Raw genomic sequence first — 24,257 nt, 5'->3', positions numbered from 1 at the left:
ACACCCGTTCCCATACCGAACACGGAAGTTAAGCTCTCTAGCGCCGATGGTAGTTGGGACCTTGTCCCTGTGAGAGTAGGACGTCGCCAAGCAAGATAAAAACACAAGTCTTTTGACTTGTGTTTTTTTGTTTTTAAACGGTACATGAAAGAAGTAAAGGGAATACATAAGTAATACAAACACGTTGCCCAAGAATAAATCATATTATATAAGAAATTGATGTATATTTTCCAGAAATTTGTTAAGGAATAGAGGTATATAATATGTTTATTTAAAAAGGGAGGAAAGATTATGAAATTACCAAGTGAAATTTGCATCGTTTGTGAGACAAAAAGAGGGGAAGGAATATATGTATATAATAATTTAATATGTTACGAGTGCGAAAGAAATCTGGTGAATACTGAGACAAATGACCCGAAGTATATACATTATTTAAAACAACTGCGAAAATTAGAAGTATCATATTTTTAAATAGGCATTATGCCTATTATTTTTTTTGCCCTAATATCTGTATAATAGATACACAATGAATAATAAGGAAGAGATATATATGAATCAAAATCGTATGCCTTTATATGAGGCGCTAATAGAATTTAAAGAAAGGCGACTACTATCTTTTCATGTTCCGGGTCATAAGAATGGTTTAAACTTCCCTCAGAAAGCTTCAGGGGGGTTTAAGGACATATTATCAATTGATGTAACAGAGTTAACAGGATTAGATGATTTACATAGCCCGTTTGAATGTATAGATGAAGCACAGCAATTATTAGCTGAAGTATACGGCGTGCACAAAAGTTATTTTTTAATTAATGGTTCAACAGTTGGAAATTTAGCAATGATTTTATCTTGCTGCGGCGAACATGATATTGTCCTCGTACAAAGAAATTGTCATAAATCGATCATTAATGGTTTGAAATTAGCAGGGGCGAATCCGGTCTTTTTAAATCCATGGATTGATGAAGTATATAACGTACCAGTAGGTGTTCGTGATGAAGTTATTAAGGAGGCAATTACAAAGTATCCAAATGCAAAAGCACTTATTTTAACACATCCTAATTACTATGGTATGGGCATTGATTTAGAGGCAAGTATCGCTTACGCACATGCACATAAAATTCCTGTTCTAGTAGATGAAGCCCATGGGGCGCATTTTTGTATAGGGGACCCCTTCCCGAAGTCAGCATTAGTTTATGGTGCGGATATTGTGGTTCATTCCGCACATAAAACATTACCTGCGATGACAATGGGATCTTATTTACATATAAATAGCCGTTTGGTGAGCGAAGAAAAAGTTTCCTCCTATTTAAGTATGCTACAATCTAGTAGCCCATCGTATCCAATTATGGCTTCTCTTGATATAGCACGTTTTGCAATAGCAGTTATAAAGGAAGAGGGTCATGATGAAATCGTTGAGTTTTTACGCCGATTTAAAGAAGGATTGCGATCTATCCCACAAATAGCCATTTTGCAATATCCATCGCAAGATGAATTAAAAGTTACGGTGCAAACTCGCTGTCAGTTATCGGGGTATGAATTACAGTCTGTATTTGAAAAAGTCGGTATATATACGGAAATGGCAGATCCATATAACGTCCTACTTATATTGCCGTTACAAGTAAATGAGGGGTATATGAAAGCCATAGAGATCATTCGATTAGCTATGCAGCAATATAAGGTAAAAGACAAGACAGCATCAATTCGTTATACTTATAAAGGGGAGATTTCCTCTTTACCGTATACGTATAAACAATTAGAGAGATACGAAACGAAGTTAGTATCTATAGAAGAAGCCGTTGGTATGATAGCTGCAGAAATGGTGATTCCGTATCCACCTGGAATTCCATTGATCATGTATGGAGAGAGAATTACTCAAGAACATACAAAGCAAATTACTCATTTAGAGAAAACAGGGGCTCGTTTTCAAGGTAGCACGAAATATATGAACGTGTATGATATAGAAAGTAGGTTTTAGGATGAAGGGATTATTTGTAACAATTGAAGGGCCAGAAGGTTCGGGTAAAACAACATTAATTAAAAGTTTATTACCATATTTTGAGCAAAAGGAACAAAAGGTAATGGCGACCAGAGAACCGGGTGGTATTGCAATTTCTGAAGATATTAGAACAATTTTACATAAACAAGAGTATACGATGATGGAAGCACGTACAGAGGCGCTCTTATATGCTGCTGCACGTAGACAACATTTAGTGGAAAAAGTTATGCCAGCACTTGAGGAAAACTATCTTGTACTATGTGATCGTTTTATAGATAGCTCTTTAGCATATCAAGGATATGCAAGGGGCTTAGGTATGGATAAAGTATTTGAAATTAATCGTTTCGCAACGGAAGATTGTATGCCTAGTTTAACAATCTATTTAGATATTGAGCCAGAGGTAGGTTTAGCACGAATTGGAAAAGATGCAGGACGTGAAGTAAATCGACTAGATATGGAAGATATCTCTTTCCATAAACGTGTGCGTGAAGGGTATTTACAAGTTGTAGAGCGTTTCTCTAATCGCATTGTATTAGTAAATGCTGATCAACCAATGAAAAAACTTATAGAAGAAGTTGTTCAGATTATAGAAGATAAATTGTTATAATAGAAGGAAAGAATGAAATAAGTGAGGTATGCAGTATGATAAATACGTGGGAGCAGCTTTCTGTTATACAGCCCATCGGTGTCAAAATGTTGATGAATAGCATTGCAAAAGAGCGTATATCCCACGCTTACTTGTTAGAGGGAGGGAAAGGGACTGGGAAGTTCGCCACAGCAATTCAAATGGCAAAAAGTTTTCTCTGTTCACAAAGAAATGGTGTAGAGCCTTGTCATGTATGTACGAATTGTCGCCGAATTGATTCAGGTAACTACCCAAACTTACATATTGTAAAACCAGATGGATTATCTATTAAAAAACAGCAAATTCATGATTTACAAGAAGAGTTTTCAAAAACAGGATTAGAAGCAAATAAAAAAGTATATATTATTGAGCATGCAGATCGTATGACAGCAAATGCAGCGAATACGCTCTTAAAGTTTTTAGAAGAACCAAGTAGTGATACAACAGCTATTTTACTTACTGAACAAAGTCATCAGATTTTAAATACAATCTTATCTCGTTGTCAAGTTGTTACGTTTAGGCCGTTGCCTACAGAATCTTTAATTAAGAGGTTAGAGGAAGAAGGTATTACAGTTTCTTTATCTACACTTGCTGCGCAGCTTACAAATAGTTTTGAAGAAGCTTTATTAATGTGTAATGATGAATGGTTTGCACAAGCGAGAGCTTTAGTGATAAAATTATGTGAAGCGCTCGAAAAAGATAAGGCCTCTATTTTTTTTGTACAAGAAAAATGGGGGAAGCACTTTGGAGAGAAAGAACAATTACAGCAAGGCTTAGATATGTTACTCCTTATTTATAAGGATTTATTATATGTTCAACTTGGAGAAGAAGATCGTCTTGTTTTTCATGAGCAGAAAGAGATGTTTGAATCCTTTTCTTATGCTCAGAAGCGCATTGTATCAGCTCTCTTTAATATATTAGAGGCAAAAAATAGAATCAACGCTAATGTAAATGCGCAGCTTGTGTTCGAACAGTTAGTGTTGCGGTTGCAGGAGGGATGACCGTTTTGTATGATGTAGTAGGTGTTCGCTTTAAGAAGGCCGGAAAGGTATATTACTTTGATCCAAATCAGTTCGATATCTCAGAAAATGAGTTTGTAATTGTAGAAACGGTAAGAGGTATTGAGTACGGAAAAGTAGTTATTACCAAAAAGCAAGTTGATGAAAATGACGTTGTATTACCGCTAAAAAAAGTTATTCGTATTGCAAATGAAAATGATCGTACCATTGTTGAAGAGAATAGGCATGCTGCGAAAGAAGCATATCAAGTTTGTCAACAAAAGGTAGGAGAACATAATCTTGATATGAAGCTTGTAGATGTAGAGTATACGTTCGATCGTAATAAGATTATTTTTTACTTTACTGCGGATGGCCGGATTGATTTCCGGGAACTAGTGAAAGACTTAGCGGCAATTTTTAGGACAAGAATTGAGCTGAGACAGATCGGCGTTCGTGACGAAGCAAAAATGCTTGGTGGTATTGGTCCATGTGGTCGTATGCTTTGTTGTTCTACTTTTTTAGGAGATTTTGAACCTGTATCCATTAAAATGGCAAAGGATCAAAATTTATCATTAAATCCTGCAAAAATCTCTGGTTTATGTGGTCGCTTAATGTGTTGCTTAAAATATGAGAATGATGAATATGAGGCAGCAAAGGAACAACTTCCTGATTTAGATCAACGTATACAAACACCGCACGGTACTGGCCGTGTTATCGGATTAAATATTTTAGAAAGATTAATTCAAGTGGAACTAGTAGACAAGGAACGGATAGTAGAATATACGTTAGATGAATTAATGAATAAAGGGGTCGTTTCGAGTCAAACCACAGATTAATGAGGTGGGTGCTTGTGGAGAAAAAGGATATTTTTGCATCGGTTTCTAGTATGGAAGAGCAAATTGGACATTTATACAAACAGTTGGGGGAATTAAAACAACATCTTGCAGAATTATTGGAAGAAAACCAACATATAAAAATGGAAAATGAAAATTTGCGACATCGTTTTGAAGAAGTGCAGAACAAGGAAAAACAAAAAACTCAAAAACGCAAAGAAATGAAGGCGAAGACAGATATTGGTGAAGGCTACGATAATCTAGCGAGACTATATCAAGAAGGTTTTCATATTTGCAATCTACATTATGGAAGTGTACGTAAAGAGGGAGATTGTTTATTCTGTCTGTCATTTTTAAATAAAAAGTGAGATTACCTTTCCAATATAATTGGAAAGGTAATTTTTTATACATGAGAGTAGAATGAAATTTATTTTTACATTAATAGAAGATGAAATAGGATAGGTTAAGTGTAAGAAAGGGAGCAATATATGAATTTATATGAAGATGAGCGTTTAGATTACTTATTAGCGCAAGATATGAAGATTGTACAAAGTCCATCAGTATTTAATTTTTCTTTGGATGCTGTTTTACTTGCAGATTTTGCTTGGGTGCCAATTCAAAAAGGTAATTTACTTGATTTGTGTACAGGTAACGCAGTTATCCCTCTTTTATTAAGTACAAGGACAAAAGGGAAAATTACAGGTGTAGAAATTCAAGAGCGCTTATATGATATGGGAATAAGAAGCGTTCAATACAATAATTTAGAAGAAAGAATTCATTTAATCCATGGAGATTTGAAAGATATGCCGGAGAAACTTGGACGTCATCAATATGATGTTGTAACATGTAATCCTCCTTATTTTCAAACACCACAAACTTCTGAGAAGAATATGAATGAACATTTAGCGATAGCTCGTCATGAAATTATGTGCACACTAGAAGATGTTGTATACGCAAGTAGCCAGCTAGTGAAACAGGGTGGGAAAGTAGCATTTGTACATCGTCCAGGTCGTTTGCTCGACATCGTCACATTAATGCGTAAATACAAAATTGAACCGAAACGTGTGCGATTTGTTTATCCTAAGGCTGGTAAAGAAGCGAATACATTGTTAATTGAAGGAATTAAGGATGGGAATGCTGATTTAAAAATCTTACCACCTCTTTTTGTATATGAAGAAAACAATGAATATACAAAGGAGCTTCGTTCAATTTTATATGGAGAAGAATAAGCATTGTTTTTATGTGGTGGAGTGTTCTGATGGAAGTTATTATGCTGGATACACGAATCATATAGAAAAACGGATTCAGACCCATAATAGTGGAAAAGGTGCTAGATATACACGCGCTAGACTTCCAGTTGTTTTAAAATATGTAGAGGATCACGAGGATAAACGAACGGCTATGCAAGCTGAGTATCACTTTAAGCAGTTAACGAGGAAAAAAAAAGAAGAATATATGCAAAAAGGAGAACGCTATGTGGCAGCAAAAAAGCTTTCAGCAAAATGAAAAGGGAGTTTTATATTTAGTACCGACTCCAATCGGAAATTTAGAGGATATGACATTTCGTGCAATCCGAATTTTAAAAGAGGCAGACATTATTGCAGCGGAAGATACAAGGCAAACGAAGAAACTTTGTAATTACTTTGAAATTGAAACACCAGTTATGAGTTATCATGAGCATAATAAAGGAGTAAGTGGACGGAAAATTTTAGATAAGTTGGAAGAAGGTAAGACTGTAGCCATTGTGAGCGATGCAGGTATGCCATGTATTTCAGATCCTGGTTATGATATCGTTGTAGAGGCTGTAGCAGAACAATATCATGTTATCCCGCTTCCTGGGGCAAATGCAGCCCTTACAGCATTGATTGCATCAGGACTTGAGACAAAACATTTTTATTTCTATGGTTTCCTGCAAAGAAATAAAAAGGGACGTAAGCTTGAATTAGAAAAACTACGCTATATTCCAACTACAATGATGTTTTATGAGGCGCCACATCGTTTAGATGATACTTTAATCTCTATGCAAGAAGTATTAGGAAATAGGGAAATCGTATTATGTCGTGAGCTAACGAAAAAATTTGAAGAGTTTATTCGTGGAACAATTGAAGAAGCGATTGAGTGGACGAAGCAAAATGAAGTTCGTGGTGAATTTTGTATTTTAGTAGCAGGTTCAACAGAAGAACCTACTCCAGAAGAAAAATGGTGGGAAGCTATTTCAGTATATAATCATATTGAACATTATATAAATGAAAAAGGTATGAATTCAAAAGAAGCGATAAAAACAGTCGCTAAAGACCGAGATTTGTCGAAACGAGACGTATATCAAATCTATCATGTGGATAAAAAATAAGCTTCTCATAATTGAGAAGCTTATTTTGCTGTTTCGATATAATCTTGAAGTTCGTTTAAGACTTGTTCAGCGCCTTCTTTACTTAAGATAATTTTACCTTCAGCTAAAGATAGGTTACCATCAGATACTTCACCAGTTACTTGGCAAGTCATGTTTGGTTTATATTTCTTTAAGATGATTTTTTCATCATCAACGTAGATTTCAAGAGCATCCTTTTCTGCAATACCTAAAGTACGGCGTAATTCGATTGGAATTACTACACGACCCAATTCATCAACTTTACGAACGATACCAGTAGATTTCATAATTCTTTTCCTCCTAAATAAATAGTTTATAAGTTTCGAGTCTATTTTTTTGATTCGTCATTTTTCGACAAAATACCCTATGGACATATGATACCAATCATTTACATTTCCGTCAATTATTAAATTCTATATTTTAAAAAAAGATTTATAGATTTTTATACTTCTTATATATGATAGAATGTAAGTCATTTCTACAATTGTTTTGTATTGTTTTTTGTAATGTTTATACTTTTCGGGAAATATATTGTATATTTTTTTGAATATGAGTAATAGATGATAAAGATATCGAGCATTAACTCGTTTTTATCCCGCTATTTGCGAGCAGTAAGACTCCCACTTCAAAATTTAGCCGGAGCAAAGAAGTTAAGTGGGAGTCGGGCTGCTCGTAAAAGCCCGATTGGTGTGGGCTAATAATCCATGGGGGATGAACCCTCTCCACGGATTAAAGTTTCACTTTATATATGAGTTTTTGATATACTGTTTATAAATACATATGAGGTTATTCGGGAGGTCCAAAACGATGAAAGAGGAAAATAAGTCCTTTTATATTACTACCCCAATTTATTATCCAAGTGGAAAGTTACACATTGGACATGCTTATACGACAGTAGCAGGAGATGCGATGGCACGATATAAGCGTATGCAAGGATACAATGTTCATTATTTAACAGGAACTGATGAGCATGGACAGAAGATCCAAAAGAAAGCAGAAGAACTAAATGTTACACCACAGGCATATGTGGATAACATTGTATCAGGGATTAAAGAACTTTGGGAGAAGATGGATATCTCTTATGATGATTTTATTCGTACAACTGAAGATCGTCATAAAGATGTTGTTGAGAAAATCTTCAAGCAGCTAGTAGATCAAGGCGATATTTATCTTGATGAATATGAAGGTTGGTATTCTGTACAAGATGAAACATTCTATACAGCGCATCAATTAGTAGATCCAATTATGGAAGGTGACAAAGTAGTTGGTGGAAAAAGCCCAGATAGTGGTCACGCTGTAGAACTTGTTCGCGAAGAGTCTTATTTCTTTAGAATGGGTAAATATGTAGACCGACTATTAAAGTTCTATGAAGATAACCCTCATTTCATTCAGCCGGAGTCCCGTAAAAATGAAATGATTAATAACTTCATTAAACCAGGATTAGAAGATTTAGCGGTTTCTCGTACTTCATTTGACTGGGGAGTTCGTGTTCCAGGTAACCCAAAACACGTTATTTACGTATGGGTAGATGCGTTGTCTAATTACATTACTGCATTAGGATATGGAACAGAAAATGAAGAGAAGTATAAAAAATTCTGGCCAGCAGATGTCCATTTAGTTGGGAAAGAAATCGTTCGTTTCCACACAATTTATTGGCCAATTATTTTAATGGCTTTAGATTTACCACTTCCGAAGAAAGTCTTTGCTCATGGCTGGATTTTAATGAAGGATGGAAAAATGAGTAAGTCAAAAGGAAACGTAGTAGATCCAGTTACATTAATTGATCGTTACGGATTAGATGCATTGCGTTACTACTTACTTCGCGAAGTTCCATTTGGATCTGATGGAGTATTCACACCAGAAGGATTTGTTGAACGAATCAACTTTGATTTAGCGAATGATTTAGGTAACTTATTAAATCGTACAGTAGCTATGATTGATAAATACTTTAACGGGGAAATCCCTGCATTTAAAGCAAATGTAACTGAGTTCGATGAAACGTTAGTGACATTTGCCGAAGATACATTGAAAAAAGTAGAAGAGGCAATGGAGAATATGGAATTCTCTGTAGCGCTAAGTTCCATTTGGCAATTAGTTAGCCGTACGAACAAATATATTGATGAAACGCAGCCGTGGGTATTAGCGAAGGATGAGAATGATCGTGAAAAACTTGCGTCTGTAATGTCCCACTTAGCTGAGGTACTTCGTCAAACAGGTATTATGCTTATGCCATTCCTAACAGTAGCACCAAGTAAGATGTTTGCTCAACTTGGACTTACTGAAGAGGCGCATAAATCTTGGGAAAGCCTATCTACAATTGGATGTATTCCAGCTGGAACAAAAGTAGAAAAAGGAAACCCAATTTTCCCTCGTTTGGAAATGGAAGTAGAAGTGGGATATATTAAAGAACAAATGCAAGGTTCTGCTCCTAAAGTAGAAGAGAAAAAAGCAGAAGAACCAAAGGCAGAAGAAATTACAATTGATGATTTCTTTAAAGTAGAATTACGAGTAGCTGAAGTAATATCCGCTGAACCTGTGAAAAAAGCAGATAAGTTGTTAAAAATTCAGCTTGATTTAGGTACAGAGAAGCGCCAAGTGGTTTCTGGGATTGCTAAATTCTATTCCCCAGAAGAACTAAAAGGTAAAAAGGTTATTTGTGTAACGAATTTAAAACCTGTAAAATTACGTGGTGAATTATCACAAGGTATGATTTTAGCAGGTGAAGAGAATGGCGTATTGTCATTAGCATCAATTGACCAGAATTTACCAAATGGTACAAAAATCAAGTAATTGAGACAAGAAAAGAGATGTTTCACGTGTAACATTGGTGAAGCGTCTTTTTTCTTTTTACATTCCGTTTTTTGCATTAAAATTGAAGTATTGTTATCGTTAAGTTAGAAAGAGTGTAGTTTTTCTATGAGAGAATTGATTTCAATATAAAAGGAGTTATTTATTATGTTGTTTGATACACATTCACATTTAAATGCAGAGCAATTTGAAGAAGATTTACAAGAAGTTATCGCGAGAATGAAAGAAGCGGGAGTTACATATACAGTTGTTGTTGGATTTGATGAAGTAACGATAAAGAAAGCAATTGAATTAGCAGAGGCTTATGATTTTATTTACGCTGCAGTTGGATGGCATCCTGTTGATGCAATTGATATGAAAGAAGAACATTTAGCTTGGTTAGAAGAATTAGCGGCTCATCCTAAAGTAGTTGCAATTGGGGAAATGGGATTAGATTATCACTGGGATAAGTCTCCAAAAGAAATACAGAAGGAAGTATTCCGTAAACAAATTGCATTAGCGAAAAAGGTGAAATTACCGATTATTATACATAACCGCGATGCAACTCAAGATATTGTTGATATCCTAGAGGAAGAGAATGCAGCTGAAGTAGGGGGCATTATGCATTGCTTTAGCGGTAGTGTAGAAGTAGCGCAGCGATGTATCGATATGAACTTTTTAATTTCATTAGGTGGGCCAGTAACATTTAAAAATGCCAAGAAACCGAAAGAAGTTGCTATGGAGATTCCGTTAGAAAAATTATTGATAGAGACAGATTGCCCGTATTTAACACCACATCCATTTCGAGGGAAACGAAATGAACCTAGTTATGTAAAACTGGTAGCAGAAGAAATTGCGAATTTAAAAGGAATTTCTTATGACGAAGTAGCACAAGTAACAACAAAGAATGCCAAGGCCTTATTTGGTGTTGAATAAAAAAGAATGGGGAGTCCCATTCTTTTTTTGTTTTTTGAGAAGAGAGATAATAGAAGTGATAAGAACCCACTATTTACGCATAACATAAGTGTAGAAATACTGCGGATAAATTAAGATGGAGATAGAAGTGTTACAATAAGGATAGTGAACAAAGATTTTTCTCTTCTACTTTTTAAAATGTAAGATTGGGAAAATAATAATGGAAAAGTCGTCATTTTTTTGTTTTACTAAGTAGAGATGAAAAGAGTGTGGAGGCAAGCATGAAAATTAAAGAGATTATCGTTGTAGAAGGTAAAGATGATACAGTTGCGATTAAACGTGCTGTTGATGCGGATACAATCGAAACGAACGGTTCAGCAATCGGTGATCACGTTATTGAGCAAGTTAAATTAGCGCAGCAAAAACGAGGCGTTATTATTTTCACAGATCCGGATTATCCTGGAGAGCGTATTCGAAAAATTATTTCTGACAAGGTTCCTGGATGTAAGCATGCTTTTTTAACGAAGGAAGAAGCACTTGCTAAAAGGAAAAAAGGTGTTGGAATCGAACATGCTTCTAATGAGTCGATTCGCCGTGCTTTAGAGAATATACATGAAGAAATGGAAGCTTACACAAGTGAAATTAGTTGGAGTGATCTAGTCGATGCGGGCTTAGTGGGCGGAGAAATGGCAAAGAGTCGCAGAGAAAGAGTGGGTAAGCTATTAAAGATTGGTTATACAAACGCAAAACAGTTACATAAACGTTTACAAATGTTTCAGGTTTCAAAGGAATCATTTGCAGAAGCTTATAAGCAAGTAATACAGGAGGAAAAAAAATGAAGGATATCGCAACGCCAAATCGTACGAAAGACATTGTTGAAAAGTATGGATTTTCATTTAAAAAAAGTTTAGGACAAAATTTTTTAATTGATACGAATGTATTAAATCGTATCGTTGATCACGCAGAAATCGGTTCAGAAAGTGGCGCAATTGAAATTGGACCAGGTATCGGTGCGTTAACAGAGCAATTGGCAAAGCGTGCTAAAAAAGTAGTGGCTTTTGAAATTGATCAGAGATTATTACCAATTTTAGACGAGACGTTAGCTCCATATAGCAACGTTACAGTTATAAATAAAGATGTACTAAAAGCAGATGTACATGAAGTGTTTAGTGAGCAATTTGAAGAAGGACAAGATGTAATGGTAGTAGCTAACTTACCATACTATATTACAACGCCAATTTTATTTAAATTGCTCGAAGAAAAATTACCGGTTCGTGGATTTGTTGTTATGATGCAAAAAGAAGTTGGGGATCGTTTAGCTGCTAAACCAGGAACGAAAGAGTATGGTTCTTTATCAATTGCCATTCAGTATTATACAGAGGTAGAAACAGTTATGACTGTACCGCGTACAGTGTTTGTGCCACAACCAAATGTTGATTCTGCGATTATCCGTCTTCTAAAGCGTCCTAAACCAGTTGTAGAAGTGACAGATGAAACTTTCTTCTTTGAAGTAGTACGAGCAAGTTTCGCACAGCGTCGTAAAACTTTAATGAATAATTTATCAAATAATTTAAATGGTTTCCCGAAAGATAAAGAGCTGTTGGATCGAATTTTGACAGAAGTAGGAATTGATCCGAAGCGAAGAGGCGAAACGCTATCTATCGAAGAGTTTGCAACATTAAGTAATGCATTAATTCTTCATAAATTGTCATAAGAATATGAAAGGGACAGTTCAACTTGAGCTGTCCCTTTTGTCACCTTTCCGTTCCTAAATTCATACTTTAAAAACAGGTAAGATGGCCTAACGAGTTTGGAGTTTGGAGGTAGGAGAATGGCTTTACATGTTGGAGAATTAGTTGAACGATATTCTCATAATAGGGATATTCTTTTTCGTATTATAGAAATAAAAGGCGATATGGCAATATTATTTGGAGAGGAAATTAGACTTGTGGCGGATGCACCACTTGCAGATTTAGTTAGTATAGATCAACGAGAACATAAAAATAGAGTGAAGCGTGAAACAGAAACGATGGAGCGTACTTACCGGTTGTTTCAGCAAGATTACGTGTTGATGAAACAAAGACATGAACATACTTCAACTGGTGGATATACAAGTGAAGTGAATTATTTTCAAATGCCAGGACGTGTATTGCATATAGATGGAGATCCTTTATATTTGCGCAAGTGCTTAGATTTATATAATAAAATAGGCGTTCCTGTTCAAGGTATTCATTGTAAGGAAACGGAGATGCATGAAAAGGTAGTAGACTTAATAGATCATTTTCGCCCAGACATTTTAGTTATTACAGGACATGATGCATATACAAAGTCAAAAGGAGTTATGGGAGATTTAGCAGCATATAGACATTCTAGACATTTTGTACAGGCTGTTCGAGAAGTGCGAAAAAAATATCCATCATTGGATCAACTCGTTATTTTTGCTGGGGCTTGTCAATCACACTTTGAGGCGTTGATTCGGGCAGGTGCTAATTTTGCTAGTTCACCGTCTAGAATTAACATTCATGCTCTAGATCCTGTATATGTAGTTGGCAAAATTAGTTTCACTTCATTTATGGAAAGAGTAAATGTATGGGACGTTGTGCGTAATACAATTACTGGCGAAAAGGGACTAGGCGGAATTGAAACAAGAGGGATTTTACGAACAGGATTGCCCTTTCAACATTATGACGAATGAGCAAGGTACATACGTATCTTGCTTTTTTATGTGGAAATGATTTAAATGAGTCTGGATAAAAAGCGTCAAGAACGTGCAGACTATACAATGATACTTTTAGAATATAGTATTTCTTCTATCTATTTGAACGCATGATGCTTTTATAATGATATTGTCTGTGAATTGCGGTTAATAATTGGGATAGATATATCGTGTTTTAAGTGTTCAATCTAAATTACAGCGAGGTGTAGCAAAGTATATGTCAAAACGTTTAGATGAAATTAAAAGCGAATTAGATCACCATCTTGGACAGCGACTTATGTTAAAGGCAAATAGTGGGAGAAGAAAAACTGTGGAGCAATCAGGTGTACTTGCAGAAACGTATCGTTCTGTGTTTGTTGTACAATTAGACCAGCAAGAAGATGCATTGCAACGTGTATCTTATAGTTATGCAGATGTTTTAACAGAGACAGTAGAGCTAACATTTTACGATGAATCTCAAAATGAAGTATTTTATAATTAATGTATTTTTTTGTTACATATATTCCCATAAATGAAAAGCTATATTATTTTGCATACTAATTATACCGTAGCAAAATAAGGAGGGACTCTGCATTGAGTAGACGAAGAGGAGTCATGTCAAATCAATTTAAAGAAGAGCTTGCAAAAGAGCTTGGCTTTTATGATGTTGTTCAGAAAGAAGGATGGGGCGGAATTCGTGCGAAAGATGCTGGTAATATGGTGAAACGTGCTATAGAAATTGCAGAACAGCAATTAATGAAACGAAACCAGTAGTTGTAAGATACTTTCTATGCTACGGTAGCCGAGGAGAGATTCCTCGGCTTTTTGCACGCTAAAAGGTGCCATCATTTGACATAAGTAGTTTCATTCTGAATGCTTTTCGATATAATTAGGGAAGTGTCATCGTCTTACTATAAATTTATGGTAAAATAAACGATAAAAGATTGAGTACATAGAGTGGGTGAATAGATTGAAGCTACTAGTGAAAGCACCAGCAAAGATTAATCTGTCGTTAGATGTACTGGGAAAAAGACAAGATGGATATCATGAAGTGAAAATGATTATGACAACAATCGACTTGGCAGATCGTTTAGAGCTAACGGAATTAGCAGAAGACCGTATTGAAATTTTGTCCCATAATCGGTATGTCCCAGACGACCAACGCAATTTAGCTTATCAAGCAGCGAAATTATTAAAAGTGAAGTTTAATGTAAAAAAAGGTGTGTCTATTACTATTGAAAAAACGATTCCAGTAGCCGCTGGATTAGCAGGTGGAAGTAGTGATGCAGCAGCGACATTACGTGGCCTTAATAAGTTATGGAATTTAGGGCTAACAATCGATGAATTAGCAAAGCTTGGCGCAGAAATTGGGTCAGATGTATCGTTCTGTGTATATGGTGGAACTGCTATTGCCACTGGAAGAGGAGAAGAAATTGAACATATAAAGACTCCGCCTTCTTGTTGGGTTGTTTTAGCAAAGCCCCACATTGGTGTATCTACTGCTGACGTGTACGGAAATTTAAAATTAAATCGTGTTACTCATCCAAATGTAGATAAAATGGTTGAAGTCATTAACCATGGCGATTATAAAGGGATTTGTGATACTGTTGGTAACGTTTTAGAAGATGTGACGTTTGCGATGCATCCCGAGGTTGCACGTATTAAATCACAGATGAAACGCTTTGGGGCAGATGCCGTATTAATGAGTGGAAGTGGCCCAACTGTATTTGGTCTTGTACACCATGATTCGCGAATGCACCGCATATATAACGGGTTAAAAGGATTTTGCGAGCAAGTATATGCAGTGCGTTTATTAGGAGAGCGAGAAACGCTTGAATAAAGACGTATAATACGTTATGATTTGTTTAGAATATTCGTGATTTGAGGTGAGGGTATGAAAATTAGACGAAGTACAAGATTGGTCGATCTGACGTATTACTTGTTACAAAATCCTCGTCAGCTAGTTTCTCTCACTTTTTTTGCTGAAAGGTATCAATCGGCTAAATCTTCCATTAGTGAAGATTTGGTTATAATTAAGCAAACGTTTGAACAACAAGGTGTCGGCACATTGCAAACGGTACCAGGAGCAGCAGGAGGAGTGAAATATATTCCCTATATAAGTGAAGAAGAGGCAAATCTGATTATTAACGAGCTTTGTAGCTTATTTGAAAACCCAGACCGTATTTTGCCTGGCGGTTACTTATATATGACGGATCTTTTAAGTAATCCTCGCCAGATTAATGGCGCAGGTCGTTTATTTGCTTCTGTTTTTGCTAGGCAACCAATTGATGCGGTTATGACGGTAGCGACAAAAGGAATTCCGCTTGCTTATGCAGTAGCGAACTACTTAGATGTACCGGTAGTAATTGCGAGAAAAGATAATAAGGTAACAGAAGGACCCACTGTTAGTATTAACTATGTATCAGGTTCCTCTAAGCGAATCCAAACGATGACTTTAGCAAAGCGTAGCCTTCCAGAAGGGTCCAATGTTTTAATTATTGATGACTTTATGAAAGCTGGCGGAACCATTCAAGGTATGATGAGCATGCTAGAAGAGTTTAAAGCTAATGTTGTTGGGATTGGCGTATTAGTAGAGTCTACGGATATTGAAGAAAGACTTATTAATAACTTTGTATCATTAATTCGTTTGTCAGAAGTTGATGTGAAAGAAAAAGCGATTCAAGTGGAAAAGGGGAATTATGCACTTGCACCATTTGATAAAGGGCTTGTAGAGGCTGAGTAAAAAGGTAAAGCAGATAGCTTTACCTTTTTTTATTCCTATTTATAAATTACAAAATAGATGGACAAACTGCCTTTGGTACACTATTTTTAAAGAGTAAAAATAAATAATAAAAGGGTGAAAAGTATGAAAGTTGTTCAAACAAGCAAAGCACCACAGGCAATCGGACCATATTCACAAGGGATTATTGTAAATAATATGTTCTATAGTTCAGGACAAATTCCGTTAACGGCAAGTGGAGAACTTGTAACAGGAGATGTAACAGTACAAACAGAGCAAGTATTTGAAAATTTACAAGCGGTATTAGCAGAAGCAGGTGCTTCATTTGATACAGTGGTAAAAACAACAGTATTCTTGAAGGATATGGATGATTTTAATGCTGTTAATGAAGTATACGGTTCTTATTTCTCTACTCATAAACCAGCGCGTTCTTGTGTACAAGTAGCAAAATTACCGAAAGATGTTTCTGTTGAAATCGAAGTAATTGCCCTAGTTAAGTAACTCTTTGTAAGCGATAACCTCTACTAATCCTTATATTCAACTACAATAAAAATTTTTATCTTAAAAATTTTTAAAAAATTAAAGGGAAAATAGAAAATTTGTGGAATTTATACAAATATATCGCTTATTTAGAAAAGGGTGGTGAACACAAGATGGAAGTGACTGACGTAAGATTACGCCGCGTAAACACAGAAGGCCGCATGAGAGCAATTGCCTCTATTACTCTAGACCATGAATTTGTTGTTCATGATATTCGTGTAATTGATGGTAATAATGGATTATTTGTAGCAATGCCAAGTAAACGTACTCCAGATGGAGAATTCCGTGACATTGCACATCCAATTAATTCTAATACACGCTCTAAAATTCAAGATGCGGTTTTAACAGAGTATCATCGTTTAGGCGAGTTAGAAGAGGTTGAGTTTGAAGAAGCAGGCGCTTCGTAAAATTCGAATGAAAAGGGCTTTTGAAAGAAAGTCTTATAATTTTGTAGCAAACTCCTGTAAGCATTTACAGGAGTTTGTTTTTTTTTTGAATAATACACGTTTCTAATTATAAAAATTCATATTTTGAAAAAATAAAGATGAAAAACTTCTAATTTTTTCATCTTTATTTAAAATAGTATAGCTTATTCCTTAAAAAAGATACTAAAGAGTAAAACATCTTATAAGAATTATGGTAAAATTTAATAGTTATAATGTGTTTCTTGAAATATATGATGATTTAGGATAATATCGTTAATGGATAAATAGGTTGCGATGGAGGGTCTATATGTCAAACAGATTTGCAGTGATTCTAGCTGCAGGTAAAGGCACACGTATGAAGTCCAAGCTATACAAAGTGCTGCATCCTGTATGTGGAAAACCAATGGTACAACATGTAGTCAATGAAGTATCTCAATTAGGATTGCAGAAACTTGTAACAGTCGTTGGACATGGTGCTGAAAAGGTACAAGAACAGCTAGGAAACGTAAGTGAGTTTGCATTACAAGCAGAACAACTTGGTACAGCTCATGCTGTCGATCAAGCTGCAAGTGTACTTGCAAATGAAGAGGGAACAACTTTAGTTATTTGTGGTGATACACCTCTAATAACTGCTGAAACGATGGAAGCATTACTTCAGCAACACGAAGAAGCGGGAGCAATGGCGACGGTACTAACAGCGTACATAGAAGAGCCTGCTGGATATGGCCGTATCGTTCGTAATGAGAATGGTCATGTTGAAAAGATTGTTGAGCATAAGGATGCGAATGAAAAAGAATTAGCTATTAAAGAAATCAATACAGGTACGTATTGTTTTGATAATAAAGCTTTATTTGCTTCACTTTCTAAAGTTTCAAATGATAATGTACAGGGCGAATATTACCTTCCGGACGTTATTGAAATTTTAAAAAATGAAGGTCATATTGTATCAGCTTATCAAACAGAGCACTTCGATGAAACGTTAGGTGTTAACGACAGAGTCGCTCTATCGCAAGCGGAAATTATTATGAAAAATCGTATCAACAGAAAGAACATGGTAAATGGTGTTACAATTATTGATCCAAGTAACACATACATTTCTGCGGATGCAATTATTGGTAGTGATACAGTCCTTCACCCAGGAACGGTTATTGAGGGGAACACTGTAATTGGTTCTGATTGTGAAATTGGACCGCATACAGTAATTCGCGATAGTGAAATTGGAGATCGTACGGTAATTCGTCAATCTACTGTACATGACAGCAAACTTGGTACAGAAGTATCAGTTGGTCCATTTGCACATATTCGCCCAGATTCAGTTATTGGAGATGAAGTGCGCGTTGGAAACTTCGTAGAAATCAAAAAAACTGTTTTTGGTAATAGAAGTAAAGCTTCACACTTAAGTTATATCGGGGATGCACAAGTTGGAGAAGACGTGAATCTTGGTTGTGGTTCAATTACGGTGAACTACGACGGCAAGAATAAATTTAAAACTGTAATTGGTAACGGGGTATTTATTGGATGTAATTCAAACCTTGTTGCTCCTGTAACAGTTGAAGATGGTGCTTATGTGGCAGCAGGCTCTACAATAACAGAGAATGTTCCATCAAAAGCATTATCAGTAGCACGTGCACGTCAAGTTAACAAAGAAGACTATGTTGATCAATTGCTGAATAAGAAAAAATCATAATGTGGAGGGTTAATCTAGATGTCGACTCAATATCTAAATTCTAATTTGAAAGTATTCTCTTTAAACTCTAATAAGGAACTTGCTGAGCAAATCGCAAAGCATATTGGAGTAGGACTAGGAAAATGTTCTGTTGATCGTTTTAGTGATGGAGAAGTTCAAATTAACATTGAAGAAAGTATCCGTGGTTGCGATGTATTCATTATTCAATCTACAAGCTTCCCAGTAAACGAACATATCATGGAATTACTTATTATGATTGATGCATTAAAACGTGCATCTGCAAAAACAATTAATATTGTTATTCCTTACTATGGTTATGCGCGTCAAGACCGTAAAGCGCGTTCTCGTGAACCAATTACATCGAAACTTGTAGCAAACTTGCTTGAAACAGCAGGTGCAACTCGTGTAATCACTCTAGATTTACATGCTCCGCAAATTCAAGGATTCTTTGATATCCCGATCGACCACTTAATGGGTGTACCGATTCTTTCAGACTACTTTGAAGCAAAAGGCCTTAAAGATATCGTAATCGTATCTCCTGATCACGGTGGTGTAACGCGTGCTAGAAAAATGGCGGATCGCCTAAAAGCGCCAATCGCTATTATTGATAAGCGTCGCCCTCGTCCGAATGTATCTGAGGTAATGAACATTATCGGTAACATCGAAGGCAAAACAGCAATTTTAATTGATGACATCATTGATACAGCTGGTACAATTACATTAGCGGCAAACGCTCTTGTTGAGAACGGTGCTTCTGAAGTATATGCTTGCTGTACACACCCAGTATTATCTGGTCCAGCAATTGAGCGTATTCAAAATTCGAATATTAAAGAGTTAGTTGTAACGAACTCTATCGTATTACCAGAAGAGAAGAAAATTGATAAAGTACATGAACTTTCAGTTGCTCCATTAATCGGAGAAGCAATCATTCGTGTATACGAAGAAGAATCTGTAAGTGTATTATTCAATTAATTGGATAGAATGAGACGTAACCAAGCTTGGTTACGTCTTTTCGTATCGAAAAAAGAAAGTAGTGGTACAAGAATGAAATTAATAGTAGGACTTGGGAACCCAGGTAGAGAATATGAATTAACAAGGCATAATATTGGATTTATGGCAATCGATGAACTTGCAAAACGTTGGAGTATTTCTTTGAATGAACAAAAGTTTAAAGGGGTATTTGGCGCAGGCTTTGTTAATGGGGAAAAAGTAATCTTACTAAAGCCACTTACATATATGAATTTATCTGGGGAAAGTATCCGTCCACTCATGGATTATTATAAAATTGATGTCGAGGACTTCATTGTTATGTACGATGATTTAGATATTCCTGTAGGTAAATTACGCCTTCGCATGAAAGGTAGTGCGGGTGGACATAATGGTGTGAAATCAACAATTTCACATTTAGGAACACAAGAATTTCAACGTATCCGCATGGGAATCGATCGTCCGAAAAATGGGATGAAAGTAGTGGATTACGTATTAGGACGCTTTACATCTGAAGAAATATCTGGCGTTAATCAATCCATTGAAAATGCAGCAGATGCATGTGAGGAATGGTTAAATAAACCTTTTCTCCAAATCATGAATACTTTTAATAGTTAAGCGCACAATCTGGAATATTTTATTTTGTTTTATCCCATACTAGTAGCAATTGGATATTTAGGAGGCTAGTATGGAAGGTTATTATTACTGTAGACATTGTGGAAGTAATGTGGGCTCCATTATCGCAGAAAAAGTATATAGCGACGTTTTGTTTCAACTAACAGAGCAAGAAGTAGTGGATATGATTCATTTTCATGAGAATGGAAATATATATATAAAAACGATTTGTGAATCGTGTCAAGAAACGCTCGCATCTTATCCTGAGTATTATGAATATGAAAAATTTCTGCAATAAAATGTTGTCGCTTTGGCGTGTCCAAAGCATTTTTCTGTTTTCTTTTTCCAAAATATTTGCATAAAATATAGTAACTTGCTCTTTATGTTGAGAGGAGTTTTGAAAATGATAGGTTTATTAGAGCAATTTTATAAAAATGAAGAAATACAATCGGTTATTAATGGGCTAGAAAATGGGTTGAAAGAACAACTTGTATCGGGTATGGCAACATCCTCTCGTTCTTTATTAATGGCAGCTTTATATAAAAAGACAAAGCAATCACAACTTATCGTGACGCACAATTTATACCAAGCACAAAAAGTACATGAAGATTTAGTGGCGTTACTTGGTGAAAAAGATGTTTGGCTATATCCGGTAAATGAATTGATAGCATCGGAGGTTGGTGTTGCAAGTCCAGAATTGAAGGCACAGCGTATTGAAGTGTTAAATCGCTTAGCTGCAGGAGAGAATGGGATTATTGTAGCGCCAGTTGCAGGGCTGCGTAGGTTTTTACCAATAAAAGAATTATGGAAGCAAAGGCAAATTGAAATCAATCTAGGGCAAGAGATTGATTTAGATGCACTCTTGCATACCTTACATCATATTGGTTATGAGCGTAAGTCGATGGTAGAAGCTCCAGGAGATTTTAGTCTACGCGGGGGAATATTAGATATTTACCCATTAACTGAAGAATTACCATTTCGTATTGAATTCTTTGATACACAGGTTGATTCTATTCGATTATTTGATGTGGAAGAACAGCGCTCTCAAGATAAAAGGGAAAGTGTTCGTTTTGGTCCGGCAACAGAGTTTTTATTTTCACAGGAAGAATTGAAATCGGGAATTAAGCATCTTGAAGAAGGTTTGACTAAGACGATGCAAAAGCTTTCCGATGATAAATTAAAGACTACTGTGCTTGAGACGGTTAGTCATGAACTTGAAATGTTGAAAAACGGGCAAAGTATAGAACAAATGTTTAAATATTTATCTATTTTCTATAAAGAACCTGCTAGTCTGATAGATTATTTACCAGAAAATGGTGTTGTGATTTTAGATGAGATTTCCCGTATTCAAGAAACAGCATCACATCTTGAAACAGAAGAAGCGGAATGGTATATCTCACTTCTTGGCGAAGGAACAATTATTCAGGATTTATCTTTCTCCCACTCGTTTGAGGAGTTTCTTCATAATAAAAAAAGAAGTTTTGTATATTTAACGTTATTCTTACGCCATATAGCACACACACATCCTCAAAATATTGTGAATGTGACATGTAAAACGATGCAAGATTTCCACGGACAGATGCATTTGTTAAAAACTGAAATTGATAGATGGAATGAAGGTAATTTTACGACCGTTGTGCTTGGAACAGATGATGAACGTGTAAAAAAACTACAACATATTTTAAGTGATTATGATATTGATGCAGACATTGTAGAGGCGACAGATATCTTATTGCCTGGAAGGTTACAAATTGCTGTAGGTGATTTACATGCAGGCTTTGAAATGCCGATGCAAAAGTTTGTTGTCATTACTGAAAAGGAGCTTTTTCATAAGAAGGTTAAAAAATCACAACGTAAGCAAAAGTTATCTAACGCTGAACGTATTAAAAGTTATTCGGAATTAAAAGTTGGAGACCATGTAGTTCATGTAAATCATGGTATAGGTAAATTTTTAGGTATTGAGACATTAGAGATTAATGGTGTTCATAAAGATTATTTAAATATTAAATATCAAGGTAATGATAAGTTATACGTTCCAATTGAACAAATTGATCAAGTGCAAAAATACGTAGGGTCTGAAGGTAAGGAACCAAAAGTTTATAAATTAGGCGGAAATGATTGGAAGAAGGTCAAAACGAAAGTTGAAAAATCTGTACAAGACATTGCAGATGACCTAATTAAATTATATGCCGAGCGTGAAGCCTCAAAAGGTTATGCATATACACCAGATACGGCAGAGCAACAAGAGTTTGAATCTTTATTTCCATATCAAGAGACAGAGGATCAATTACGTTCTATTGAAGAGATTAAGAAAGATATGGAACGCGGACGTCCGATGGATAGGCTTCTTTGTGGTGACGTAGGATATGGAAAGACTGAAGTAGCTATTCGTGCGGCATTTAAAGCAATTATGGATGAAAAACAAGTTGCGATTTTAGTACCAACAACAATCCTTGCACAACAACACTATGAAACAATTCGAGAGCGTTTTCAAGATTACCCGATTAATATAGGGTTACTAAGTAGATTCCGCACACGAAAACAACAAAATGAAACGATTAAAGGTTTAAAAGATGGAACGGTGGATATTGTAATCGGAACGCATCGTATTTTATCTAAAGATGTTACTTATAAAGATTTAGGACTTCTTATTATTGATGAAGAACAGAGATTCGGCGTTACACATAAAGAAAAAATTAAACAATTGAAAGCAAATGTTGACGTGTTAACATTAACGGCAACTCCGATTCCACGTACACTTCATATGTCTATGCTTGGTGTGCGCGATTTATCTGTTATTGAGACACCACCAGAGAATCGTTTCCCAGTACAAACATATGTAGTAGAGTATAATCCGGCGTTAATGCGAGAAGCGATAGAGCGAGAGTTGGCAAGAGGCGGTCAAATTTACTTCCTATATAACCGTGTGGAGGATATTGAAAGAAAAGCAGATGAAATTTCGATGTTGGTTCCAGATGCTCGTGTAACATACGCACATGGGAAAATGAATGAAGGTGAATTAGAGTCTGTTATGCTATCGTTTTTAGAAGGGCAGCATGATGTTCTTGTAAGTACAACAATTATTGAGACGGGTGTAGATATTCCGAATGTAAATACATTAATTGTATTTGATGCAGATCGTATGGGATTATCACAGTTGTATCAGCTTCGTGGTCGTGTTGGACGTTCTAATCGCGTCGCGTATGCATACTTTGCATACAAACGTGATAAAGTGTTATCGGAAGTTGCAGAGAGGCGTCTGCAAGCAATTAAAGAGTTTACAGAGCTTGGATCTGGTTTCAAAATTGCGATGAGAGACTTATCAATTCGTGGTGCGGGTAATTTGTTAGGGGCAGAACAACATGGATTTATTGATTCTGTTGGATTTGATCTATATTCTCAAATGTTAAAAGATGCAATTGAGCAACGTAGAGGAACAGACGGAGTTGAAAATACCGTTAATGTTGAAATTGATTTAGAAGTAGATGCATATTTACCGGATGCGTACATTTCAGATAGTAAACAAAAAATTATGATGTATAAACAATTTAGAGGTATTTCTGCAATTGAAGATATTGAAGAGTTGCAGGAAGAGATGATCGACAGATTTGGTGATTATCCACAAGAAGTTGGTTATTTATTACAAATTGCAAACATTAAAGTGTTGGCAATGAAAGAACAAATTGAGTTAATTAAGCAAAATAAATTTGAAGTAACATTCCTGTTTTCTGAACAAGCGAGCCAAAATATAGATGGTGGAAAATTATTCATGCTAGGAAGTAGTTTTGGCCGTATGATCGGTCTTGGTATGGAGGGGTCACAATTGAAAATTGTGATGAAAACGAATGGATTAGAGACGTCGAAATGGTTAACAATTGCTGAAAATTTATTAAAAGGCTTGCCAGATGTAAAAAAAGAAGTAATAAATGCCTAATATAAGATAAAAAATACAATTCGACGTGCATAGAAGAACTAATGTGTAAAATACTATGTTTAATAGTTGGTGATTTTTACATGAACAGGTAAATTCACCACTTTGATCATCAGTA

Annotated in this window: 26 protein-coding genes and 1 rRNA gene; 26 read left to right on the top strand and 1 reads right to left on the bottom strand. The window is 35.7% G+C overall.

Going from position 1 to position 24,257, the window contains the following annotated elements; genetic code table 11:
• The 10 genes from rrf to rsmI all read left to right on the top strand — a co-directional run.
• Window positions 1-92: ribosomal RNA gene (gene rrf / locus ABH959_RS28440) — 5S ribosomal RNA — on the top strand; the annotation flags it as partial.
• A gap of 199 nt (window positions 93-291) precedes the next feature.
• On the top strand, window positions 292-471 hold the full coding sequence (locus ABH959_RS28435; protein WP_002091596.1) for a sigma factor G inhibitor Gin: 180 nt from the start codon (window positions 292-294) through the stop codon (window positions 469-471).
• Window positions 472-550: 79 nt separating this feature from the next.
• Window positions 551-1,972, top strand: a complete 1,422-nt coding sequence (locus ABH959_RS28430; RefSeq protein WP_113938532.1) for an aminotransferase class I/II-fold pyridoxal phosphate-dependent enzyme — start codon at window positions 551-553, stop codon at window positions 1,970-1,972.
• Between the two features lies 1 nt (window position 1,973).
• Window positions 1,974-2,600, top strand: a complete 627-nt coding sequence (gene tmk, locus ABH959_RS28425; protein WP_002009634.1) for a dTMP kinase — start codon at window positions 1,974-1,976, stop codon at window positions 2,598-2,600.
• 35 nt (window positions 2,601-2,635) lie between these two features.
• Entirely contained in the window at window positions 2,636-3,619 is a 984-nt protein-coding gene (gene holB / locus ABH959_RS28420; protein ID WP_113938530.1) for a DNA polymerase III subunit delta', read from the top strand.
• A gap of 5 nt (window positions 3,620-3,624) precedes the next feature.
• Window positions 3,625-4,452, top strand: coding sequence for a PSP1 domain-containing protein (locus tag ABH959_RS28415; protein ID WP_002009637.1), 828 nt, complete (start codon window positions 3,625-3,627; stop codon window positions 4,450-4,452).
• A gap of 14 nt (window positions 4,453-4,466) precedes the next feature.
• Window positions 4,467-4,817 carry a DNA replication initiation control protein YabA gene (gene yabA / locus ABH959_RS28410; protein ID WP_002009639.1) on the top strand — a complete coding sequence of 117 codons (351 nt, stop codon included), beginning with the start codon at window positions 4,467-4,469 and terminating at the stop codon, window positions 4,815-4,817.
• Window positions 4,818-4,937: 120 nt separating this feature from the next.
• Complete coding sequence (locus ABH959_RS28405; protein WP_002138893.1) at window positions 4,938-5,678, top strand: tRNA1(Val) (adenine(37)-N6)-methyltransferase; 741 nt, start codon at window positions 4,938-4,940, stop codon at window positions 5,676-5,678.
• Window positions 5,665-5,955 (top strand): GIY-YIG nuclease family protein, encoded by a 291-nt coding sequence (locus tag ABH959_RS28400; protein ID WP_002130207.1) that lies wholly within the window; start codon window positions 5,665-5,667, stop codon window positions 5,953-5,955. Before ABH959_RS28405 ends, ABH959_RS28400 begins: the two co-directional genes overlap by 14 nt.
• Window positions 5,924-6,799, top strand: coding sequence for a 16S rRNA (cytidine(1402)-2'-O)-methyltransferase (gene rsmI / locus ABH959_RS28395; RefSeq protein WP_219300699.1), 876 nt, complete (start codon window positions 5,924-5,926; stop codon window positions 6,797-6,799). The genes ABH959_RS28400 and rsmI overlap by 32 nt, the downstream gene beginning before the upstream one ends.
• A 20-nt stretch (window positions 6,800-6,819) precedes the next feature.
• On the opposite strand, the gene ABH959_RS28390 is transcribed toward rsmI, so the two are convergent.
• Window positions 6,820-7,104, bottom strand: a complete 285-nt coding sequence (locus ABH959_RS28390; protein WP_000843037.1) for a transition state genes transcriptional regulator AbrB — start codon at window positions 7,102-7,104, stop codon at window positions 6,820-6,822.
• 520 nt (window positions 7,105-7,624) lie between these two features.
• Here ABH959_RS28390 and metG point away from each other — a divergent pair.
• The 16 genes from metG to mfd all read left to right on the top strand — a co-directional run bounded on the left by metG (window position 7,625) and on the right by mfd (window position 24,142).
• Complete coding sequence (gene metG, locus ABH959_RS28385; protein WP_235661827.1) at window positions 7,625-9,607, top strand: methionine--tRNA ligase; 1,983 nt, start codon at window positions 7,625-7,627, stop codon at window positions 9,605-9,607.
• A gap of 165 nt (window positions 9,608-9,772) precedes the next feature.
• Complete coding sequence (locus tag ABH959_RS28380; protein WP_113938527.1) at window positions 9,773-10,540, top strand: TatD family hydrolase; 768 nt, start codon at window positions 9,773-9,775, stop codon at window positions 10,538-10,540.
• Between the two features lie 260 nt (window positions 10,541-10,800).
• Window positions 10,801-11,358 (top strand): ribonuclease M5, encoded by a 558-nt coding sequence (gene rnmV / locus ABH959_RS28375; RefSeq protein ID WP_002029323.1) that lies wholly within the window; start codon window positions 10,801-10,803, stop codon window positions 11,356-11,358.
• Window positions 11,355-12,233 carry a 16S rRNA (adenine(1518)-N(6)/adenine(1519)-N(6))-dimethyltransferase RsmA gene (gene rsmA / locus ABH959_RS28370; protein ID WP_002091590.1) on the top strand — a complete coding sequence of 293 codons (879 nt, stop codon included), beginning with the start codon at window positions 11,355-11,357 and terminating at the stop codon, window positions 12,231-12,233. The genes rnmV and rsmA overlap by 4 nt, the downstream gene beginning before the upstream one ends.
• 117 nt (window positions 12,234-12,350) lie before the next feature.
• Window positions 12,351-13,214, top strand: a complete 864-nt coding sequence (gene yabG, locus ABH959_RS28365) for a sporulation peptidase YabG (protein WP_113938526.1) — start codon at window positions 12,351-12,353, stop codon at window positions 13,212-13,214.
• Window positions 13,215-13,452: 238 nt separating this feature from the next.
• On the top strand, window positions 13,453-13,716 hold the full coding sequence (veg, locus tag ABH959_RS28360) for a biofilm formation stimulator Veg (protein ID WP_002009653.1): 264 nt from the start codon (window positions 13,453-13,455) through the stop codon (window positions 13,714-13,716).
• A gap of 92 nt (window positions 13,717-13,808) precedes the next feature.
• Window positions 13,809-13,988, top strand: a complete 180-nt coding sequence (sspF, locus tag ABH959_RS28355; protein WP_002094215.1) for an acid-soluble spore protein SspF — start codon at window positions 13,809-13,811, stop codon at window positions 13,986-13,988.
• 196 nt (window positions 13,989-14,184) lie between these two features.
• The gene (gene ispE, locus ABH959_RS28350; protein WP_012260164.1) at window positions 14,185-15,054 is read left to right on the top strand and encodes a 4-(cytidine 5'-diphospho)-2-C-methyl-D-erythritol kinase; all 870 of its coding nucleotides are present in this window, start codon (window positions 14,185-14,187) and stop codon (window positions 15,052-15,054) included.
• Window positions 15,055-15,108: 54 nt separating this feature from the next.
• Window positions 15,109-15,957, top strand: a complete 849-nt coding sequence (purR, locus tag ABH959_RS28345) for a pur operon repressor (RefSeq protein ID WP_002091587.1) — start codon at window positions 15,109-15,111, stop codon at window positions 15,955-15,957.
• A gap of 123 nt (window positions 15,958-16,080) precedes the next feature.
• Complete coding sequence (locus tag ABH959_RS28340) at window positions 16,081-16,455, top strand: RidA family protein (protein WP_000869819.1); 375 nt, start codon at window positions 16,081-16,083, stop codon at window positions 16,453-16,455.
• 152 nt (window positions 16,456-16,607) lie between these two features.
• The gene (gene spoVG, locus ABH959_RS28335) at window positions 16,608-16,901 is read left to right on the top strand and encodes a septation regulator SpoVG (RefSeq protein ID WP_000454042.1); all 294 of its coding nucleotides are present in this window, start codon (window positions 16,608-16,610) and stop codon (window positions 16,899-16,901) included.
• 325 nt (window positions 16,902-17,226) lie between these two features.
• The gene (glmU, locus tag ABH959_RS28330; RefSeq protein WP_002091584.1) at window positions 17,227-18,606 is read left to right on the top strand and encodes a bifunctional UDP-N-acetylglucosamine diphosphorylase/glucosamine-1-phosphate N-acetyltransferase GlmU; all 1,380 of its coding nucleotides are present in this window, start codon (window positions 17,227-17,229) and stop codon (window positions 18,604-18,606) included.
• An 18-nt stretch (window positions 18,607-18,624) separates the two neighbouring features.
• Window positions 18,625-19,578, top strand: coding sequence for a ribose-phosphate diphosphokinase (locus ABH959_RS28325; RefSeq protein ID WP_002091580.1), 954 nt, complete (start codon window positions 18,625-18,627; stop codon window positions 19,576-19,578).
• 72 nt (window positions 19,579-19,650) lie between these two features.
• The gene (gene pth, locus ABH959_RS28320) at window positions 19,651-20,211 is read left to right on the top strand and encodes an aminoacyl-tRNA hydrolase (RefSeq protein WP_002144538.1); all 561 of its coding nucleotides are present in this window, start codon (window positions 19,651-19,653) and stop codon (window positions 20,209-20,211) included.
• A gap of 70 nt (window positions 20,212-20,281) precedes the next feature.
• The gene (locus tag ABH959_RS28315; protein ID WP_002091576.1) at window positions 20,282-20,506 is read left to right on the top strand and encodes an anti-sigma-F factor Fin family protein; all 225 of its coding nucleotides are present in this window, start codon (window positions 20,282-20,284) and stop codon (window positions 20,504-20,506) included.
• Window positions 20,507-20,611: 105 nt separating this feature from the next.
• Window positions 20,612-24,142, top strand: coding sequence for a transcription-repair coupling factor (gene mfd, locus ABH959_RS28310; RefSeq protein WP_113938525.1), 3,531 nt, complete (start codon window positions 20,612-20,614; stop codon window positions 24,140-24,142).
• Window positions 24,143-24,257 lie beyond the last annotated feature (115 nt).

This window comes from Bacillus sp. RC51 (assembly GCF_044908115.1).
Classification (GTDB): domain Bacteria; phylum Bacillota; class Bacilli; order Bacillales; family Bacillaceae_G; genus Bacillus_A; species Bacillus_A mycoides.
This window is presented reverse-complemented; position numbering and strand designations above follow the sequence as displayed.

Excerpts from the sequence above, each read along its gene's own strand:
- ABH959_RS28435 (WP_002091596.1), top strand. The coding sequence starts at position 292 with ATGAAATTACCAAGTGAAATTTGCATCGTTTGTGAGACAAAAAGAGGG.
- ABH959_RS28430 (WP_113938532.1), top strand. The coding sequence starts at position 551 with ATGAATCAAAATCGTATGCCTTTATATGAGGCGCTAATAGAATTTAAA.
- tmk (WP_002009634.1), top strand. The coding sequence starts at position 1,974 with ATGAAGGGATTATTTGTAACAATTGAAGGGCCAGAAGGTTCGGGTAAA.
- holB (WP_113938530.1), top strand. The coding sequence starts at position 2,636 with ATGATAAATACGTGGGAGCAGCTTTCTGTTATACAGCCCATCGGTGTC.
- ABH959_RS28405 (WP_002138893.1), top strand. The coding sequence starts at position 4,938 with ATGAATTTATATGAAGATGAGCGTTTAGATTACTTATTAGCGCAAGAT.
- ABH959_RS28400 (WP_002130207.1), top strand. The coding sequence starts at position 5,665 with ATGGAGAAGAATAAGCATTGTTTTTATGTGGTGGAGTGTTCTGATGGA.
- rsmI (WP_219300699.1), top strand. The coding sequence starts at position 5,924 with ATGTGGCAGCAAAAAAGCTTTCAGCAAAATGAAAAGGGAGTTTTATAT.
- ABH959_RS28390 (WP_000843037.1), bottom strand. The coding sequence starts at position 7,104 with ATGAAATCTACTGGTATCGTTCGTAAAGTTGATGAATTGGGTCGTGTA.
- metG (WP_235661827.1), top strand. The coding sequence starts at position 7,625 with ATGAAAGAGGAAAATAAGTCCTTTTATATTACTACCCCAATTTATTAT.
- ABH959_RS28380 (WP_113938527.1), top strand. The coding sequence starts at position 9,773 with ATGTTGTTTGATACACATTCACATTTAAATGCAGAGCAATTTGAAGAA.
- rnmV (WP_002029323.1), top strand. The coding sequence starts at position 10,801 with ATGAAAATTAAAGAGATTATCGTTGTAGAAGGTAAAGATGATACAGTT.
- rsmA (WP_002091590.1), top strand. The coding sequence starts at position 11,355 with ATGAAGGATATCGCAACGCCAAATCGTACGAAAGACATTGTTGAAAAG.
- yabG (WP_113938526.1), top strand. The coding sequence starts at position 12,351 with ATGGCTTTACATGTTGGAGAATTAGTTGAACGATATTCTCATAATAGG.
- veg (WP_002009653.1), top strand. The coding sequence starts at position 13,453 with ATGTCAAAACGTTTAGATGAAATTAAAAGCGAATTAGATCACCATCTT.
- purR (WP_002091587.1), top strand. The coding sequence starts at position 15,109 with ATGAAAATTAGACGAAGTACAAGATTGGTCGATCTGACGTATTACTTG.
- ABH959_RS28340 (WP_000869819.1), top strand. The coding sequence starts at position 16,081 with ATGAAAGTTGTTCAAACAAGCAAAGCACCACAGGCAATCGGACCATAT.
- spoVG (WP_000454042.1), top strand. The coding sequence starts at position 16,608 with ATGGAAGTGACTGACGTAAGATTACGCCGCGTAAACACAGAAGGCCGC.
- glmU (WP_002091584.1), top strand. The coding sequence starts at position 17,227 with ATGTCAAACAGATTTGCAGTGATTCTAGCTGCAGGTAAAGGCACACGT.
- ABH959_RS28325 (WP_002091580.1), top strand. The coding sequence starts at position 18,625 with ATGTCGACTCAATATCTAAATTCTAATTTGAAAGTATTCTCTTTAAAC.
- pth (WP_002144538.1), top strand. The coding sequence starts at position 19,651 with ATGAAATTAATAGTAGGACTTGGGAACCCAGGTAGAGAATATGAATTA.
- ABH959_RS28315 (WP_002091576.1), top strand. The coding sequence starts at position 20,282 with ATGGAAGGTTATTATTACTGTAGACATTGTGGAAGTAATGTGGGCTCC.
- mfd (WP_113938525.1), top strand. The coding sequence starts at position 20,612 with ATGATAGGTTTATTAGAGCAATTTTATAAAAATGAAGAAATACAATCG.